Genomic DNA, 15388 nt, shown 5'->3' with positions numbered 1-15388 from the left:
GGTCCCTCGCGTCGCGCCGCCCACGACCTACCACACGGACTCACCCGGCCCGCACCACGCCTCGCGCACATAACTCGCCACCCCCAAAGGCTCCCGCATCCCGCGGGGGCCTCCCGAGAGGAGAACTCATGCGGAACCGTCCCACCAGCCGCCGTACCCAGGCCGCCCTGGCCGTGACCGCCCTGCTGGGCAGCACCGCGCTGGCCGCCCTGCCGCTCACGACCGCGTCCGCGGCCGCAGACGGACTCGCCGTCCAGTACCGCACCAGGGCGGCCGGTGCCACCGCCGACCAGAGCGAGCCGTGGCTGAAGCTGCGCAACACCGGCTCGGCCGCGGTCGACCTGGCGCAGGTGAAGATCCGGTACTACTTCAAGGCCGACTCCGCGGGCGCCTCGTACCGCTTCGCCTGCTCCTGGGCGGTGAGGGGCTGCTCCGTGATCACCGGCACCTTCGGCACGCTCGCCAACCCGACCCCCACGGCCGACCGCTACCTGGAGATCGGGTTCACCCCCGCGGCCGGGTCCCTCGCCCCGGGCGCCGACACCGGGGACATGCAGCTGCGCTTCTACCAGTCCACCTGGCAGCCGCTGACCCAGAGCGACGACTACTCCTTCGGCGCCACCCAGACCTCGTACGGCGACTGGACCAAGGTCACCGCCCAGCTCGCCGGCCAGACCGTGTGGGGTACCGCGCCCGGCGGCAACAACCCCGACCCGACGCCCACTCCGACCCCGACCGACCCGGGGCCGTCCGGGGCCACGCTCTTCGACGACTTCGGCTACACCTCCCACACCGACCCGGCCCTCGCGGCCCACGGCTGGCGGGTGCGCTCCAACTCCGGCGGGCCGGGCGTGCCGGGCGCCGCCTGGGACCCCTCCAAGGTCACCTTCACCACCGAGGGCGGCAACTCCGTCATGAACCTGGAGACCTCCAGCGCGGGCACCGGCTCCAGCACCACGCACACCGAAGTCCTCACCCAGGACATGAAGTTCAAGAACGGCACCTACGCGGCCCGCGTGAAGTTCTCCGACGCGCCCAAGTACGGCCCCGACGGCGACCACATCGTCCAGACCTTCTTCACCATCAACGACCTCAAGGCGCCCATGGCCGACGACTACGCCGAGTACGACTTCGAGTACCTGCCCAACGGCGGCTGGGGCGAGCCGTCGAACATCCTCTACACGACCTCCTGGGAGACCTACAACCCCGACCCCTGGCAGGCCGTCAACCAGCACAGCGAGAGCCGCCGGTCCTTCGCGGGCTGGCACGACCTCGTCGTGACCATCGACGGCAACGCCATCACCTACTACATCGACGGACAGCTCTTCGGCACCCACGGCTCGCAGTACCTGCCCGAACGCCCGATGTCGATCAACTTCAACCAGTGGCTGATCGACCTGGGCGGCCAGACCTCCACGACAGCGCGCGCCTACGACCAGCGCGTCGACTACGTCCTGCACGTCAAGAACCAGGTCCTCACCCCGGCGCAGGTCGCCGCGAAGGTCGCCGCGTACCGCAGCGCGGGCACGACCTTCGTCGACGAGGTCCCGGCCTCCTGAGGCGGTTGCGGGCCGTGCGCCCGGGCGGCGGTGAGCACCCTGGGTTCTCACCGCCGCCGCGTAACGTCGTACGCCGAACAACCCTTTTCTGTAGGTGTGTTCACTTATGTGCGGGGAATCCGAAGCCACAGACCGGTCGGTCGACAGGCGGCCGACCGGTGTGAGGAGAGCGAGGAAACCCCATGCGCAGCAAGGGAACGAGTACCCGCCTGGTCGCGTTAGCCATCGTCACGGCGGTCGCCACGCTGGCCGGTTGCGGTGGCGACGACGACTCGGACGCCCGGAACGGCAAGGCGTCGGACAGCAGCCCCGGCGCCCGCGAGCAGGGCACGGCGGACGTGCGTACCGCCTACGACAGGACCGCCGAGGCCGAGACGGCGCGGATGACGATGCAGGTGAAAGCCGCCGGCGCCGGCCGGACCGCGACCTTGGAAGGCCGGGGCGCGCTCGACTTCGACGAGGGCGACAGCGTCATGACCGTCACCGCCGAGGGCCGGCGCATCGAACAGCGCGTGATCGACCAGAACCTCTACCTGAAGGCACCGGGCCAGAAGACCCCGGGCGGCAAACCCTGGATCAAGGTCGACCTGCGGAAGGCAGGCGCCCAGCAGAACGTGAGCGACGGCGCGATCGGCGACCCCGCCCAGTCCGCCGCCTATGCCAAGGCGATCACCGACAAGGACGTCACCGCCCTCGGCACGGAGAAGATCGACGACGTCGACACCACCCACTACCGGGTCACCGTCGACCTCGGCAGGCTGCCGAACGGCGCGGCGCTGCGCAAGCAGCTCGGCCCCACACTGCCCATGCACCTCTGGCTCGACGACCAGGGCCGCATCCGCCGCCAGCAGATCGACATGACCGTCCCCGCCCAGGGCGCCGGGCAGCCCGGCGGAAGCCCGGCGGCACGGCAGGCCAAGGTCAGCACCGTGATGGAGTACTCCGACTTCGGCACCGACGTCGACACCGAGGCGCCTCCCGCCCGGCAGACGACCGACATGACCGACAGGCTGCTGCAGGACGCCGCCCGGCGCAGCTGACCACCCTGTACGCCACAAGAAGGCTCCCCGTTGAACACACGGGCCTCTCGCTGCGTAAGGGACCCCAGGGGAACACAGGACCCGGGGCCGACCGACGTAGGAGTACGACCGTGAGACGCAACAGGCGCAGACGCCCGACCGGAGCAAGACGCGCGACCTTCGCAGCCGTCGCTCTCATGCTGGGCGGGGGAGGCCTGGTGGCGGTGAACGTGTACGCCTCGGCCACCGACGACGGGGCCGGCGCCGACACCGGGGAGACCACGGGCGCCTGGGCCGACGCCCTCACGATCGACTGCCCGGACGTGGGCGAACACCTCGTCTCGGTGCCGGACCCGGCCCGCGCGGACGTCGACAGGGAACTCGCCCTGCTGGACCAGCAGATCGCCGACGCCTATCTCCAACTCCAGGCTTCTGACGCCCAGTCCGGGTCGCCCGACGACGCGATTCTGACGCCCCTGACAGAGCAGCGGGCCGCGACGATCGAGCGCATCGCCGTCGCCGTGGGCTACGCGGGTGAGCGTCCGGAGGGCCTGGAGACGCTGGCCGCGTGCGCCTTGCGACAGACGGAGGGGCAGGCAGAGGAAGACGGCCAGGCAGAGGACAACGGCCAGGACGGGACGGGCGGTCAGGCGGACAACGGCCAGGACGGGACGGGCGGTCAGGCGGACAACGGCCCTGTCGCCGAGGACTACGCCGACATCACCGCCGTACAGCCGGCCGCCGCCGGACCACCCCCGACCGGCAACGCCTCGCGCGGTGCGTTCACGACCAGCTGCGGCGTCAACGAGGGCGGCCTCTTCAACTCGGACAACGTCATCGTCGCCCCCGGCGTCACCAACGGCGCCCACCACTTCCACGACTACGTCGGCAACCAGTCCAACAACGCCTTCGCGAGCGACGAGAACCTCGCCGCCGCCGAGACCAGCTGCGTCGACCAGGGCGACAGATCCTCGTACTACTGGCCGGTGCTGCGCCTCCGGAACGGTGCGCAGGAGCGGGACGCCCAGGCGCCCGGCGGCGGCATCGAGGGCAACGCCGGTGAGATCGTCACGCCGAAGGAGGTCACGCTGACCTTCGTCGGCAGCCCGGTGGGCGAGGTCACCGCCATGCCCCGGCTGCTGCGCATCATCACGGGCGACGCCAAGGCCTTCGTCAACGGCCCCGGCAATGCCAACGCCTCCTGGAGCTGCACCGGCTTCGAGGACCGGCAGCTGAAGGACAAGTACCCGGTCTGCCCGTCCGGCAGCGACGTGGTGCGTTCCTTCCGGTTCCAGAGCTGCTGGGACGGCCGCAACATCGACAGCGCCAACCACCGCACCCATGTGGCCTTCGCGGACGCCTCCGGCACCTGCCCCGCCGGGTTCCGCGCCATCCCGCAACTGGTGCAGCGCATCGTCTACGACGTCGACGCCCCGAGCCTGGACGACGGCGGCCGTACGACGCCGTTGTTCGCGGTCGACTCCTTCCCCGAGCAGCTCCACAAGCCGGTGACCGACCACGGCGACTTCATCAACGTCTTCGACGAGGACCTGATGGGGGAGATGGTCGACTGCATCAACTCCGGGCGCCGGTGCGGTGCTGGAGCGGGCGCCGGAGGCGGCGACGATGCGGGGGAGGAGGAGCCGGGGGTGGAGGAGCCGACCGCCGTGCCCGAGGACCCTCAGGGCGGCGACAACAACAACGACGACAGCGGCAATGACAGCGACAACAACAACGGCGCCACCGAGCAGCCGACCGACCCCTCGGCTGCACCGGTGAGCGCGTCACCATCCACCGCGGCGCCTTCCATCGAGCCGAAGTCGGCCGACACCCCCACTGCGACCGCAGCGGCCGCCCCATCCCAGGCACCCGTCGCCGAAGCCGACGACGACACCGGTTCCGGCGGCAACCGATCCGCCCAGCAGGTGGCCGCCCCCCAGGGCGACCGCGGCGGGCTGGCCGAGACCGGCACCACGCTGTGGCCGGCAGCAATCGGCTCGGCCCTCCTGATCGCAGGAGGCCTGCTGATGACCCGCACCAGAAGACGCCCGGCGCGAAGCTGACGCTTCACCCGCAGGTGGGACGGTAGGGGAGGCCCGGAGCGTGGGCCTCCCACTGCCGCCGGGACAGGCCCTCGCCGACGCGCTCGCACACCGCGCGGGCCACGCCTTCCGGGGCGACGTCGTACCGCCGGAGCGAGGCATGAACGCCCGCCGCGTACAAGGTGCTGCCGTCACGGTCGAACGCGAGGGCCCGCACGGTGTCGCCCGGTGCGGGCAAGGGCGATCCGATCCGCTGCTGGGACGCGGTGTCCCACAGTTGCAGCGTGCCCTCGTCGCCCGCCACGGCGAGCGTGCCGCTGTCCTGGGAGAAGGCCAGCGCCGACACATGCTCGTACGTCGGGGTGTCCGCGCCGACGAGGACGCCGAGGCGGCGGAGGAGGCGGCCGTCCCACAGCACGACCCGACCGGAACCGTCGCCCACGGCCAGCAGCCTCCCGTCGGGACTGAACGCCAGCGCGACGGCCCTGCCGGGGCTCCTGGAGTCGGGCAGCGGAGTCCCGGAGGGCATCCGGTACGCCTGCCCGCCCAGCGTCACCAGCAGCTTGCCGTCGGGGTGCAGGACGGGCCGGCCCGCGCCCAGGGGGAGCGTGCGGACGACTCTGCGCCGGGTCAGGTCCCACCAGCGTGTGGCGACCGGTCGATCCGGTGTGTCCGGCAGGTCGGGGACCAGCAGCCGAAGGTCTCCTCCGAGGAGCAGGGAACGGCCGCCCGGCCCGAAGGAGAGCCCGTCGAACGACTGCCCACGCAGGTCGCGCGGCCCGGCCGTGGAGACCACCTGTCGACGCGGGATGTCGTACACGCTCAGCCGGCCCGAACCACCGGGCTCCTCGTACGACCAGGAGACTCCGTGAGCGAGACGTCGGCCGGCGGCGTCGAAGGCCATGTGCGGATCGCAGCTGACGACGAAACGCGAACCTTCCATCACGGGGCAGGCCATGGGAGGCGGCTCGGCCAGGCGTGCGCCGGTGCGGCCGTCGAGGATCGTGAAACGCACGCGGGACTGTTCGACGTCGACGTGGGCCGTGGCCAGCAGCGAGCCGTCGGGTGTGGACGCGACGGCGTCCGCCCTTCGTCGCTCCGGAGGCGCGTCGACAGCTCTGCCGAGGTCGAGCGTGTGGACCGACGGCCCCCACGACCCTTCCGGTCCTCCCAGGTACCTCAGTGTGCGCGTGGAGGTGTCGATGCGGATGTCCCTGACCGTCTCACCGGACAACCGGTGCCGGAAGACGGGGAAGTCGGGCTGCGCCAACCGCCAGACCAGGATCTCCGAACCGTCGGACGCGGCGAGGAGCGTGCCGTCGGCGCTCAACTCCGCCGTCTTGAGAGTGCGTTCATGCGTGACCGGGGCAAGCCGCCGACCCGTGGCAATGTGCCAGGCGCGGAAGCTCTCGGGACCGATGAGCCCCAGGTAGGCACCGTCGGCGGAGAACAGAAGCCGTTCTTGCGCACAACTCTGCAGGGTGGCCCGCGGCAGCCAGGGGGCAGGGAGCCTGCGCCGCGCCGGAACGCTCCACAGCTCGATCCGTTCGGACGGCACGCACAGGGCGAGGTGCCTGTCTCCGGGCGCGACGACCACGTCGGGAAAGACAGTGGTCACATAACGGCGCTCCACCGACAGCTGTTTGGACAATGCGGTGAGCCGCGCCCAGTTCAGTTGGTTCATGGCGTACGGCGGTGACCGGTAGTCTCGGCGGAATTCCAGCAGGGGCCGTCGGGAGGCGACGTCCCACATCCGTATGCGGTAGTACGCGTCACGCAGACCTCCCCCGGTCACGATCTCGTACGTGACGAGGCTGCGCCCGCTCGGCCCCATCTCGGCACCGGCGTCCGCCTTGGCGAGCGGTGCCGTCGACTGCCGCCCCGTGGCCAGGTCCCGTACCCGCACGCCATGATTGTGGTCGAACACCGGAAGCCACCCCCCGTCGCCGCGCACGAACCCGGCGTCGAGCATCCTCGAGCCCAGACCGGGCAGCGTGGCCGTCGGCCGGTGGGTGGTGACGTCCCAGCGGGTCACATGCCGCGCGCCGACGCTGATGAGGGTGCGCCCGTCGGCGCTGAGGTGCCGCAGGGTGGCGGGGTCGCCGTCCGGGTCGGTGAACACGTCCCGCTCCTTCTGGGCCATCGCGCCGACGAGTGCCGAACGGGTCTCGGGCAGGTCGGCCACGCGCCAGGCGGCGACGCTGAGCCGCATCGCCGTGACGGGGTCGGACGTGCGCAGGCTCTCCGCCACGGCCGCGAGCCTGCGGGCCTCGGTCTCGGCCCGGCGGCGCTCGCCTGCCCGGTTCTGCTGCCAGGCGACCACGGCGGCGACGAGGCTGAGCACCACCAGCACCGACAGGGCGGTCGTACGGACCTTGCGGTGCCGTCGCTCACTGTGCCGCGCGGCGAGCCCGGCGTCCAGGAAGTCCCTTTCCAGCGGAGTGAGTTCGAGGTCAGGTCCCGGCAGGTCAGGGTCGCCCGTCGCCCGTCGTGCAAGAGACAAGTAACGGCTGCTCGCGGCTTGTTCGGCCCCGGCGCACGCGAAGTGCTCCTCGGCGGTGGCCAGTCGCAGCCCCCGGTACAGGGCGCCGGGGTCGCGGCCCAGGTCGTGCCAGGCGCGGGCCGCCTCGGTGAGATGCCGCTGGGCGCGCAGCCGTTCCCGGTCCTCGTCGATCCACGCGCGCAGCCGGGGCCAGGCGGTGAGCACCGCCTCGTGGGCGAGGTCCACGGTGTCCCCGTCGAGCGTGATCAGCCGTGCTCGGGAGAGCCGTTCCAGAACGAGGGCCGCATCGGCGTGGTCGTCGTGCGCGGGAGTCCGAGCGGCGAGCGCCATCAGCTCGGCCCGGTCGGTGGGCCGGCGGGTGTCCGGCGTGCCCTGGCCGGGGGTGACCAGCCGGAGCAGCAACAGCCGTGCCACCTCCGCCTGCTGGGGAGTGAGGGCGCCGTACAGCTCCTCGGCGGTGCGGGCGATCGCGCCGCGGATGCCCCCGGCCGCCTCGTACGCGGATTCCGACAGGGCTCGGCCGTGGCGGCGGTGCCAGGTCTCCAGCAGGGCGTGCGAAAGCAGCGGCAGGCCGCCCGGCTCGTCCTTGACCTCGTCGACGACTCGGGCGGTGAGCGAGCGCTCCACGGTGAGACCGGCCAGCGCGGCGGGCCGGACGACCGCCTCGCGCAGTTCCTCCGGTGTCATCGGCGGCACCAGCAGGGTCGCGGCCTGGGCGGCTGCCGCGAGCGCGGGATACAGGGTGCAGTGGCCGTAGAAGTCGGCCCGGACCGCGAGGACGAGTGAGGTGCTCCGACCGACTTCCGCCAGCGCGAACAGCAGGCTCAGGAACGCGGCACGCTCGCGGTCGTCGGAGCAGAGCGTGAACACCTCCTCGAACTGGTCCACGATCACCAGCGTGCCGTCGGCGGTGCGGTCGGGGTCCAGTACGGCGGTGTGGGCGCGCGCCGGATGCGCCCCGGGCACGAGGATGCGGATCGCGGACGGCCGGGCCCGCCCCGGCTCGGAGGGTTCCACCAGCCGAGGGATCAGACCGGCCCGCAGCAGCGAGGACTTGCCGCTGCCGGAGGGCCCCGCCAGGACCACGACGTCGTGCTCCCGCACCAGCGAGGCCAGGCGCTCCGCCAGCAGGTCACGGCCGAAGAAGCGGTCACGGTCGGTGGTGTCGAACCGCGCGAGGCCCAGGTACGGGGCCTCGACCTCATCGTTCTCACGCACCTGGCGGGCGGCCTCCCGCTCGGCCCGGTGCCAGCGCCGCTCCCAGTCGGCGAGCGCGTCGTCGTCCGCGCCGCACGCCCGCGCGTAGGCGAGCGCGACGGCCAGCGACGGGAGCCGGTCGCCGGCCGCCGCCTCGGCGAGGGTCGTGCTGGAGTAGTGCGCCGCGCGGGCCATCGCCCGGTAGGTGAGGCCCCCGGCCTCCCTCCGTAACTTCCGTAACTCGTAGGCGAATTGCGCGATCGGGCCCTCGGCCGGATCCAGCGGTCGTTCACGACGCCCCATGCCCACATCCCCCGTCGGTCCTGGCGGACCTCGCCTTCGACGCTACGAACGGCGCCGACGGCGGAGCAAGGCGGCGCGACGGGCATGGCGCAAGGGCTCCGGTGATTGTCCGGAGTGATGGCAGGGGCCTGCCGGACAAACCCCGGCCGGCCAAAGCTGAAGGTCACGGCAGGTCCGGCGGCGTCCGGGCCGGCCGGACAGCGGTGCCCGCAGGGTGCGGGCCCGACCATGGACGCAAAGGAGTGCGGTGTGCGACGTTCCATCGCCGCATGGCTGGCGGCCGCAGCCCTCGTCGTCGGCGCCGCGGCCGGATGCGAGGGGCACGACGGGCAGCCGGCGGACCGGGGCCGGGCGGCACCGGGCCACACCCTCACCGACGCGGAGCGCTTCCGCCTCGCACGGGCCGAACAGCTCCTGATCCAGCGCTGCATGACACAGCACGGCTTCCCCTACTGGCTCCGGCTGCCGCTCACGGCGCGGGAGAGCCGCCCGCTCGGCTACGTCCTCGACGACATCGGCTGGGCCCAGCGCTACGGCTACGGCGGACCGATCCGGCAGAAGCTCGCCGCCGCCGAACGCCACGACCGCAACAACGCCTACCGCGCGCGGCTGACCGGCCGGCGCCTCACCGCGTACGACACCGCTCTGTCCGGCGGCTCCGAAGCCCCGTCCGTCTCCGCCGACGTGCCCGGCGGAGGCACCGTGACCAGCAGGCTGGGCGGCTGCGAACTACAGGCCAGGGAACGGCTCTACGGCGACCACGCCACCTGGTTCCGCGTCGACAAGACCGCCACCCACCTCAGCCGCCTGTACGCCGGCGACCTGGTGGCCGACCCCCGGTTCGCCGGGGCGCTGCGCCGATGGTCGTCCTGCATGCGCGCGGCGGGCCGTACGTACGCGAACCCGGCCGAGGCCCGGGACGCCGTGAACCGACGGGCCCGGCAACTGCCTGAGCAGCGGGCGTTCGCCCTGGAACGGGAGGTTGCCGTCGCCGACGCCACCTGTGCGCGCGACGTCGGGCTGAAGGCCGTGGGCCGAAGGGTGGAGGCGTCGTACGTCGACCGGCTGCGCGGCCGGTACGGCGACGACCTCGACACCCACCAGCGCCTGCGGCGGGCTGCCCTGGAGCGCGCGGCCGGCGTCACGGGCGAAGCGGACGACTGACACAGCCGGGGCGCTCCCGCAGACCCCGCTGCCTCACCCCAGAGCTTCCGCGGCACAACAGCCGCGGATCACCTCGCCTCCGCACTCGGAGGCACCGACCGAAGGAGACACCATGCGTCTGCGCAAGCCCGCCACGATGGCCCTCACCGTGGGCCTCGCCTTCCTGGGCCTGAGCCTGCCGACGACGACCGCCCAGGCGGCGACCGTCTGCGACAACATGTACGACTACTACAACGCTCGGGGCAACCACGTCCACGCCTGGTCCGAGCCCAACTGCGGCGGCACCTGGCTCGGCGACGCCGCGCAGGGCACCGCCGACTGGAACTGGGGCGACTCCACGGGCGACTTCACGGGGGGCGACGACAACAACGCCGAGTCCGTCATGAACACGGCCTCCTCCAGCTCCATCGTCGCCTTCTACCGGCTGGCCGGAGACCCCGCCGGCACCTGGGACGACGGATACGTCTGCCTGAAGGGCAGCGAGCTCTACGTCGACGGTCTCGCCCGCAACAACTTCGAGAACCGGCGCGACCTCAGCGTCGACAACCGCATCTCGGCCCACCAGTGGGTCACACCGAGCGCCTGCACCGACTACTCGTACATCAGCTGATCACGGCCGGCGTCCCAAGGCCCGGCGGCCCCACCCAGATCGAGGGAGGGGCCGCCGGGTCCACCCGTGGGACCGACCCCGTTCAGCTCGTCCTGTCCGGGCCCGGACGGAGGCCTAGGACCTGTCGTTTGGATCATGCCGGCGTCGCGGGGCCTGGCACGCACATCTGCCGCGTTGTCGTCGGTTGCCGACGCTCCGCGTCGACGCCCTCCTCCGCCTTGCAGCTGCACGCACCAGACCCCGCTCGACCCGGCCAAGAAGCGAAAGCCCTCATAGCCGGCCTGATCCAAACGACAGGCCCTAGCCGTTCGCGTCCGGCTTCCAGTCCTGGACGAGCAGCCCGAGCAGCACCTCGTCGAGGAACTCGCCCATGACCCAGGCCGAGGAGCGCAGGACACCTTCGCGGACGAAGCCGTTGCGCTCGGCGGAGCGGAGCATCGCGGCGTTGTCCGCGAGGGTCTCGATCTGCAGCCGCTGGAGCCCGCGCACGACGAAACCGTAGTGGCACAGGACTGCGACCACGTCCGTGCCGTAGCCCTTGCCGCGGGCGGAGGGCAGCAGCCCGAGCCCGATGTGCGCGGCCCGGTTGTGGTTGTCGATGTCCCACACCGTCGCGGTGCCGACCAGGGTGCCGCCGTCCAGCTCCACCACGGAGAAGGCGACGCGGCCCTGCTCGATGTCGTCCTCGAAGAACGGCGATTCCTTGGAGCCGGGCGTGAGCGGCCGCCACGGCCGGCCGGTGGCCCGCGAGGCGTTGACCACGTCGTCGTGAAGTTCGGCCTGCAGGACCGGGATGTCGTCCTCGTGCCGAGCCCTCAGCCCGACCTTGCTGCCCTTTAGCATGCGAGCTTCCTATCCGAACGGGCCGATCCTCGGCAAACCAATAAGCCGGTTCCGCGTCGCCCCGTCCTACTCCTCCGGCTCCCAGGCGCGGAGCAGGTCGAAGAGGTGCGGGTCGCCGTCGAACTTCAGGGAGTCTGCCGGGATCCGGTCGTACAGGAAGAGGACCAGCTCAGCGGCCGTGCCGTGAACGGAGGCACCGGCCTCGTCCCCGTAGGCGGAGGGTGTCGTGAGACGGGTGGACCGTGCGCCGTCGGCGTCGAGCGTGAGGCGCCAGGCGGAGCCCTCGTCGGCGTGGAACTCGAGGGCGGTGGGCTGATGCGGCCAGGCGCTCGGGGTCGCGCAGCACGTGGTCAGGAACTCGTCGACACCGTCGAGCGCCGCCTCGCCCTGCAGCGGCTGCGGGGCGCCCACGGTGACCTGGGCGTCGTAGGTGTGCACCGTGGCCTCCTGGACCTGGTGCCGGGCGACGGCACCCGAGGTCTGCGGGGACTGCGATGCACCCCACCACGTCCAGCAACCGCGGTCCGGGCCGGCCTCGCGCAGTGCGCTCAGCAGCAGGCCCGTCGACTCGGCCGACCAGGCGAGCAGGGCCTCGCGCTCCCGGGGCGTGGCGAGGGCGTCCTGCGAAGAGGGCGCGGCCGCGGGAGCGTCGGCCGGGCCCGCGGCCACGTTCGCGGCCCAGCGGCGGTGCACCTGGCCCAGGTGCTGCACCAGATCGAACAGCGTCCAGTCGGGGCAGGTCGGCACCTGCACGTCGAGGCCGGGCGCGGAGGCGACCGCGGCCCGGAACGCGGTCGACCGCTCGTCGATCAGCCGCAGCAGGTCGGGGAACTCAAGTGTCTTTGCCACGCTGGATGTCTAGCATCACGCGGGAACGACCGCCGCCGATTTTCGCAGCGGTCGCAGCGGTCACAACGGTCGCAGCGGTCACAGGCAGCGCATTGGTCACAGAGGCCACAACGGCCACCCTTGCGGGCCGGAGTTCAAGTAGTGAGCCCGGCAACGGGCCGGAGGCAAGTGGTGCCGATGTCCGTCCCATAACCTCGTGCACAGAGACGTCGGATGCCCTGTGCGTCCCCTGACCGAGGAGGCGATGGTGCTCGGAAGGAGCACGCGGTTGCTCGCGAGCGCCGCGATCGTGGCTTGCGTGGTACTCGTCGGCCCCAGTGCACCAGGCAGTCCCCTCTTCGCCGGGCACCAGCCTGCCGACGCCGCCAGGGACGTCGTCCAGAACCGGGTCATGACGTGGAACATCTGCAACCCGTGCGACGAGAGCAACGTCGACCGGGCGGCGGAGATCGCCAGATTCGCGCCGCAGGTCATCGGCATGCAGGAAGCGTGCGTACGTGACGTCGACTGGATCCGGGAGTACCTGGAGAACCTCTACGGACTGGTCTACCACGTGGAGTACGGGTCCGTTCTCCGCAAATGGAGCCGGTGCGGGGGAGCGCCGTGGAAGCCCGGTGCCTACGGTCAGGCGATCCTCTCGGCCGCACCGATGACGGACCACGTCAATGTGGAATACCCCGACGGAGGCTCCGAAGACCGCGGGTACATGGCCGTCACCACCAGGGTGGACGGCCGGTCCGTCCGGGTCTTCAACACCCATCTCGCCCAACGAGACCAAGGGACAGTCCGAGCGGAACAGGTCGCCGTACTCGCCACCGAGGTCGCCCAGCACGACCGCGCCATCGTCCTCGGCGACTTCAACGCCGTGCCGACCGCCCCGGAACTCACCCCCATGTGGGCACTGGCCACGGACACCGACGCCCAGTGTCGTCCCTCGGCCGGCGGCGACTGCGACGTGACCACCGACTGGTACAGCAAGTTCGACTACGTCTTCTTGCGAGACATCGCCGCACTCAGACATCGCGTACAACCCAGCGAGTACTCGGACCACCACATGCTCTACACGGACCTGGACCTCACTCGACAGCCCGCGCCTTCCGGCCCTCGGTAAGGGGGCGGTACTCCCTCACGGCACGCCCCCCGCACCCGGATGCGCCGCGAGCCAGTGCTGTAGTTCGGCGTGCCGGAACTGGTACGCCGGGCCGGAGTAGCGCATGAGGCCGGCTGAGTAGGACCAGTCCAGGAAGCGGCCGAGCCGGAAGGGCAGTCGGCGGCGGGAGCAGAGGAGGAAGACCAGGTAGCGGCGGGCGGCGCTGAGGCCCGAGGCCTGGCCGGAGGCGATCGCGGTGGCCGTGCCGATGACGAGGCCGGTGGCGGGGTCCAGCAGCAGGGCGACCGTGCTGCCGACGGCGAGGCCGCCGAACAGGCCGGTGGAGACGGCGTAGACGAGCCCGTACACGGTGTCGTCGCGCAGGGCGACGGGAGGGCTGACGGCGGTCGTGGGCGCCCCGCGCAGCCCGGCCGCCATGCTGAAGCGGAAGCCGGCGCCGAGTCCGGACACCCAGCTGACCACCGTACCGGCGACGAGCCCGGCCGAGGTGTGGCCCGCCGCCGCGAGGGCCGCGCCGAGCGCCAGCCCGGTGGCGATGCCGACGACGGTGGCGAGGACGGGATTGACGACGAGGCCCACCACGAAGCGGCCCCGCAGGCCGGGCACGTGCCGCTTCTGCCAGTCCAGCCTGCTCGGACTGAGCGCGAGCGCGGCCGCCAGGCTGCACGCCCCGGCCAGCGCCACCACACCGGACGCCACGGCGCCGGGCCGAGGGGTCAGCCAGGCGCCCGGCAGGACGGCGCTGATCAGGCAGAACGTCAGCAGCGCGTCCGCCACCCGCACCCGGCGGGGCCCGGCCAGCGGCCACAGCCCGTGCACGGTGATATCGGTCGTCGGGTACCCGGTGCCGCCGCTCCCCGCCAGGTGCCGAGCGAGGCGGTGCAGCCACCGGTGGACCTGATCCGGGCTGTAGCGGGGCGGGTCCGGGTCGCCGGCGGCCGGTGCCACGACGGCCGGGATGTAGCGGGCCAGCAGGTGCCGGTCGAGGGCGGCGGTGTCGTGCAGCGCGAGCAGGTCCGCCGGGTCGCCGCGGTAGCGGTAGACGGTGGCGGTCAGTCCGAGCCGCCAGGGGGTCGACAGGGCGTGGGCGAGCACGCCCGAGGCGTGGGCGGCGAGATGGTCGAGCAGGGGCCGCCAGCGGGCGGGGTCGTGGCAGCGGTCGCGCAGATACGTCAGCGCGGGCGCGGACGCCACGGGGGAGATCACCACCAGCGCGGAGTCGAGCAGCGGCTCGTGCGCGAGGAGCGCCTCGTAGTGCGCGATCCGGCTGGTGAGGACGAGCGGACCCGCGTGCAGGCCGCGCTGGTGGGCGTTGAGATGCCGTACGGCGGCCCGTGCCCGGCGGGCTTCCGGGTCCGGTGAGCCGTCGGCCCGCAGCGGGTCCATCTCGTCCAGGCCGTCGAGGACCGGCAGCACCATGCCGTGGGCCACCAGCGCCTGCGCCATCTCCCGGGGCCAGTCGAGGCTCTCCGTAAGGTGATCCACCAGCAGTTCGGGCAGCGTGTGGGCGGTGTCCCACTGAGCCATGGGAATGCGCACGGGCACCGGGTCGCCGTCGGCCCGTTCGGAAACCAGAGCGAGGACCAGCTCCGAGGCCAGCACCGTCTTGCCGGAGCCGGGTGCTCCGGCGATGACCAGGCGCCCGGGCCGGGTGGTCCGGAAGAACCCGGCGATGTCGGGGGCCGGGTCAGGGTCCGCACCAGCGGCGCCGGCGTTCCGGAAGGTGCGCCCCGCCACCGGGGCCTCGGCCGCGCGCCCCGGCACCGTGCGCAGCGTGTACCGCAGGTCGATGCGCCGGGTGTCCCGGCCGAGCAGCTGAAGCCGCAGCTCCTGCTCGTTCTGCTGCACCAGGACGGCCAGCGTCGCCGCCCACTGCCGTACGAGCTCGGCGTCCGTGCCCTGCCAGGGGCGGCGCAGCGCCGCCACCGCGGCCACCAGTCCGGCCGACCCCAGCGGCAGCCCCAACAGCCCGGCGGTGTCGGCCGGATCGAGCCCTCCGCGCACCAACTGGGCCACCGCGTACGCGGCGCTGGCCAGCATCAGCAGCGCGGCGAACGCGATCCCCGCTCGACGCCTCTCCCGTTCCCGTCGTCCCCCGAATCCCGCCATGCCTTGCTGCATACCCGCCGTACACGCCGAAGTCGCCCTCCATCAGCACGGATTGCACGACGATGTCCGATGCCCGCCA

10 protein-coding genes are annotated in these 15388 nt (G+C 72.2%); 6 read left to right on the top strand and 4 right to left on the bottom strand.

Features of this window, described 5'->3' with window-relative positions; translation table 11 throughout:
• Window positions 1-128 precede the first annotated feature (128 nt).
• The 3 genes from ACIQ6Y_RS34670 to ACIQ6Y_RS34660 all read left to right on the top strand — a co-directional run bounded on the left by ACIQ6Y_RS34670 (window position 129) and on the right by ACIQ6Y_RS34660 (window position 4641).
• Window positions 129-1559 carry a cellulose binding domain-containing protein gene (locus tag ACIQ6Y_RS34670; protein WP_404045431.1) on the top strand — a complete coding sequence of 477 codons (1431 nt, stop codon included), beginning with the start codon at window positions 129-131 and terminating at the stop codon, window positions 1557-1559.
• A 182-nt stretch (window positions 1560-1741) separates the two neighbouring features.
• Entirely contained in the window at window positions 1742-2599 is an 858-nt protein-coding gene (locus tag ACIQ6Y_RS34665; RefSeq protein ID WP_404045429.1) for a hypothetical protein, read from the top strand.
• Window positions 2600-2775: 176 nt separating this feature from the next.
• A complete protein-coding gene (locus ACIQ6Y_RS34660) occupies window positions 2776-4641 on the top strand; it encodes a DUF1996 domain-containing protein (protein ID WP_404045964.1) in 1866 nt (621 codons plus the stop codon).
• A gap of 4 nt (window positions 4642-4645) precedes the next feature.
• On the opposite strand, the gene ACIQ6Y_RS34655 is transcribed toward ACIQ6Y_RS34660, so the two are convergent.
• Window positions 4646-8623: a helix-turn-helix domain-containing protein gene (locus ACIQ6Y_RS34655; RefSeq protein WP_404045426.1), complete on the bottom strand. Its 3978-nt coding sequence runs from the start codon at window positions 8621-8623 to the stop codon at window positions 4646-4648.
• 249 nt (window positions 8624-8872) lie between these two features.
• Here ACIQ6Y_RS34655 and ACIQ6Y_RS34650 point away from each other — a divergent pair, with 249 nt between their 5' ends.
• Both ACIQ6Y_RS34650 and ACIQ6Y_RS34645 read left to right on the top strand, forming a co-directional pair.
• Window positions 8873-9787, top strand: a complete 915-nt coding sequence (locus ACIQ6Y_RS34650; RefSeq protein WP_404045424.1) for a hypothetical protein — start codon at window positions 8873-8875, stop codon at window positions 9785-9787.
• Window positions 9788-9899: 112 nt separating this feature from the next.
• Window positions 9900-10397 (top strand): hypothetical protein, encoded by a 498-nt coding sequence (locus ACIQ6Y_RS34645; protein WP_404045421.1) that lies wholly within the window; start codon window positions 9900-9902, stop codon window positions 10395-10397.
• Between the two features lie 300 nt (window positions 10398-10697).
• Here ACIQ6Y_RS34645 and ACIQ6Y_RS34640 read toward each other — a convergent pair whose 3' ends face one another.
• Entirely contained in the window at window positions 10698-11240 is a 543-nt protein-coding gene (locus ACIQ6Y_RS34640; protein ID WP_404045419.1) for a GNAT family N-acetyltransferase, read from the bottom strand.
• 66 nt (window positions 11241-11306) lie between these two features.
• On the bottom strand, window positions 11307-12089 hold the full coding sequence (locus ACIQ6Y_RS34635; protein ID WP_404045416.1) for a maleylpyruvate isomerase family mycothiol-dependent enzyme: 783 nt from the start codon (window positions 12087-12089) through the stop codon (window positions 11307-11309).
• Window positions 12090-12333: 244 nt separating this feature from the next.
• Between ACIQ6Y_RS34635 and ACIQ6Y_RS34630 the strand changes: the two genes are divergently transcribed.
• Window positions 12334-13200 carry an endonuclease/exonuclease/phosphatase family protein gene (locus ACIQ6Y_RS34630; protein WP_404045413.1) on the top strand — a complete coding sequence of 289 codons (867 nt, stop codon included), beginning with the start codon at window positions 12334-12336 and terminating at the stop codon, window positions 13198-13200.
• Window positions 13201-13215: 15 nt separating this feature from the next.
• Here the strand turns inward: ACIQ6Y_RS34630 and ACIQ6Y_RS34625 are convergent, their stop codons facing one another.
• On the bottom strand, window positions 13216-15309 hold the full coding sequence (locus ACIQ6Y_RS34625; protein WP_404045410.1) for an NACHT domain-containing protein: 2094 nt from the start codon (window positions 15307-15309) through the stop codon (window positions 13216-13218).
• Window positions 15310-15388 lie beyond the last annotated feature (79 nt).

It is taken from the genome of Streptomyces sp. NPDC096205 (assembly GCF_044763135.1).
Classification (GTDB): Bacteria; Actinomycetota; Actinomycetes; order Streptomycetales; family Streptomycetaceae; genus Streptomyces.
Note: the sequence above shows the minus strand (reverse complement) of the source record. Positions and strands in the feature narration are given on the sequence as shown.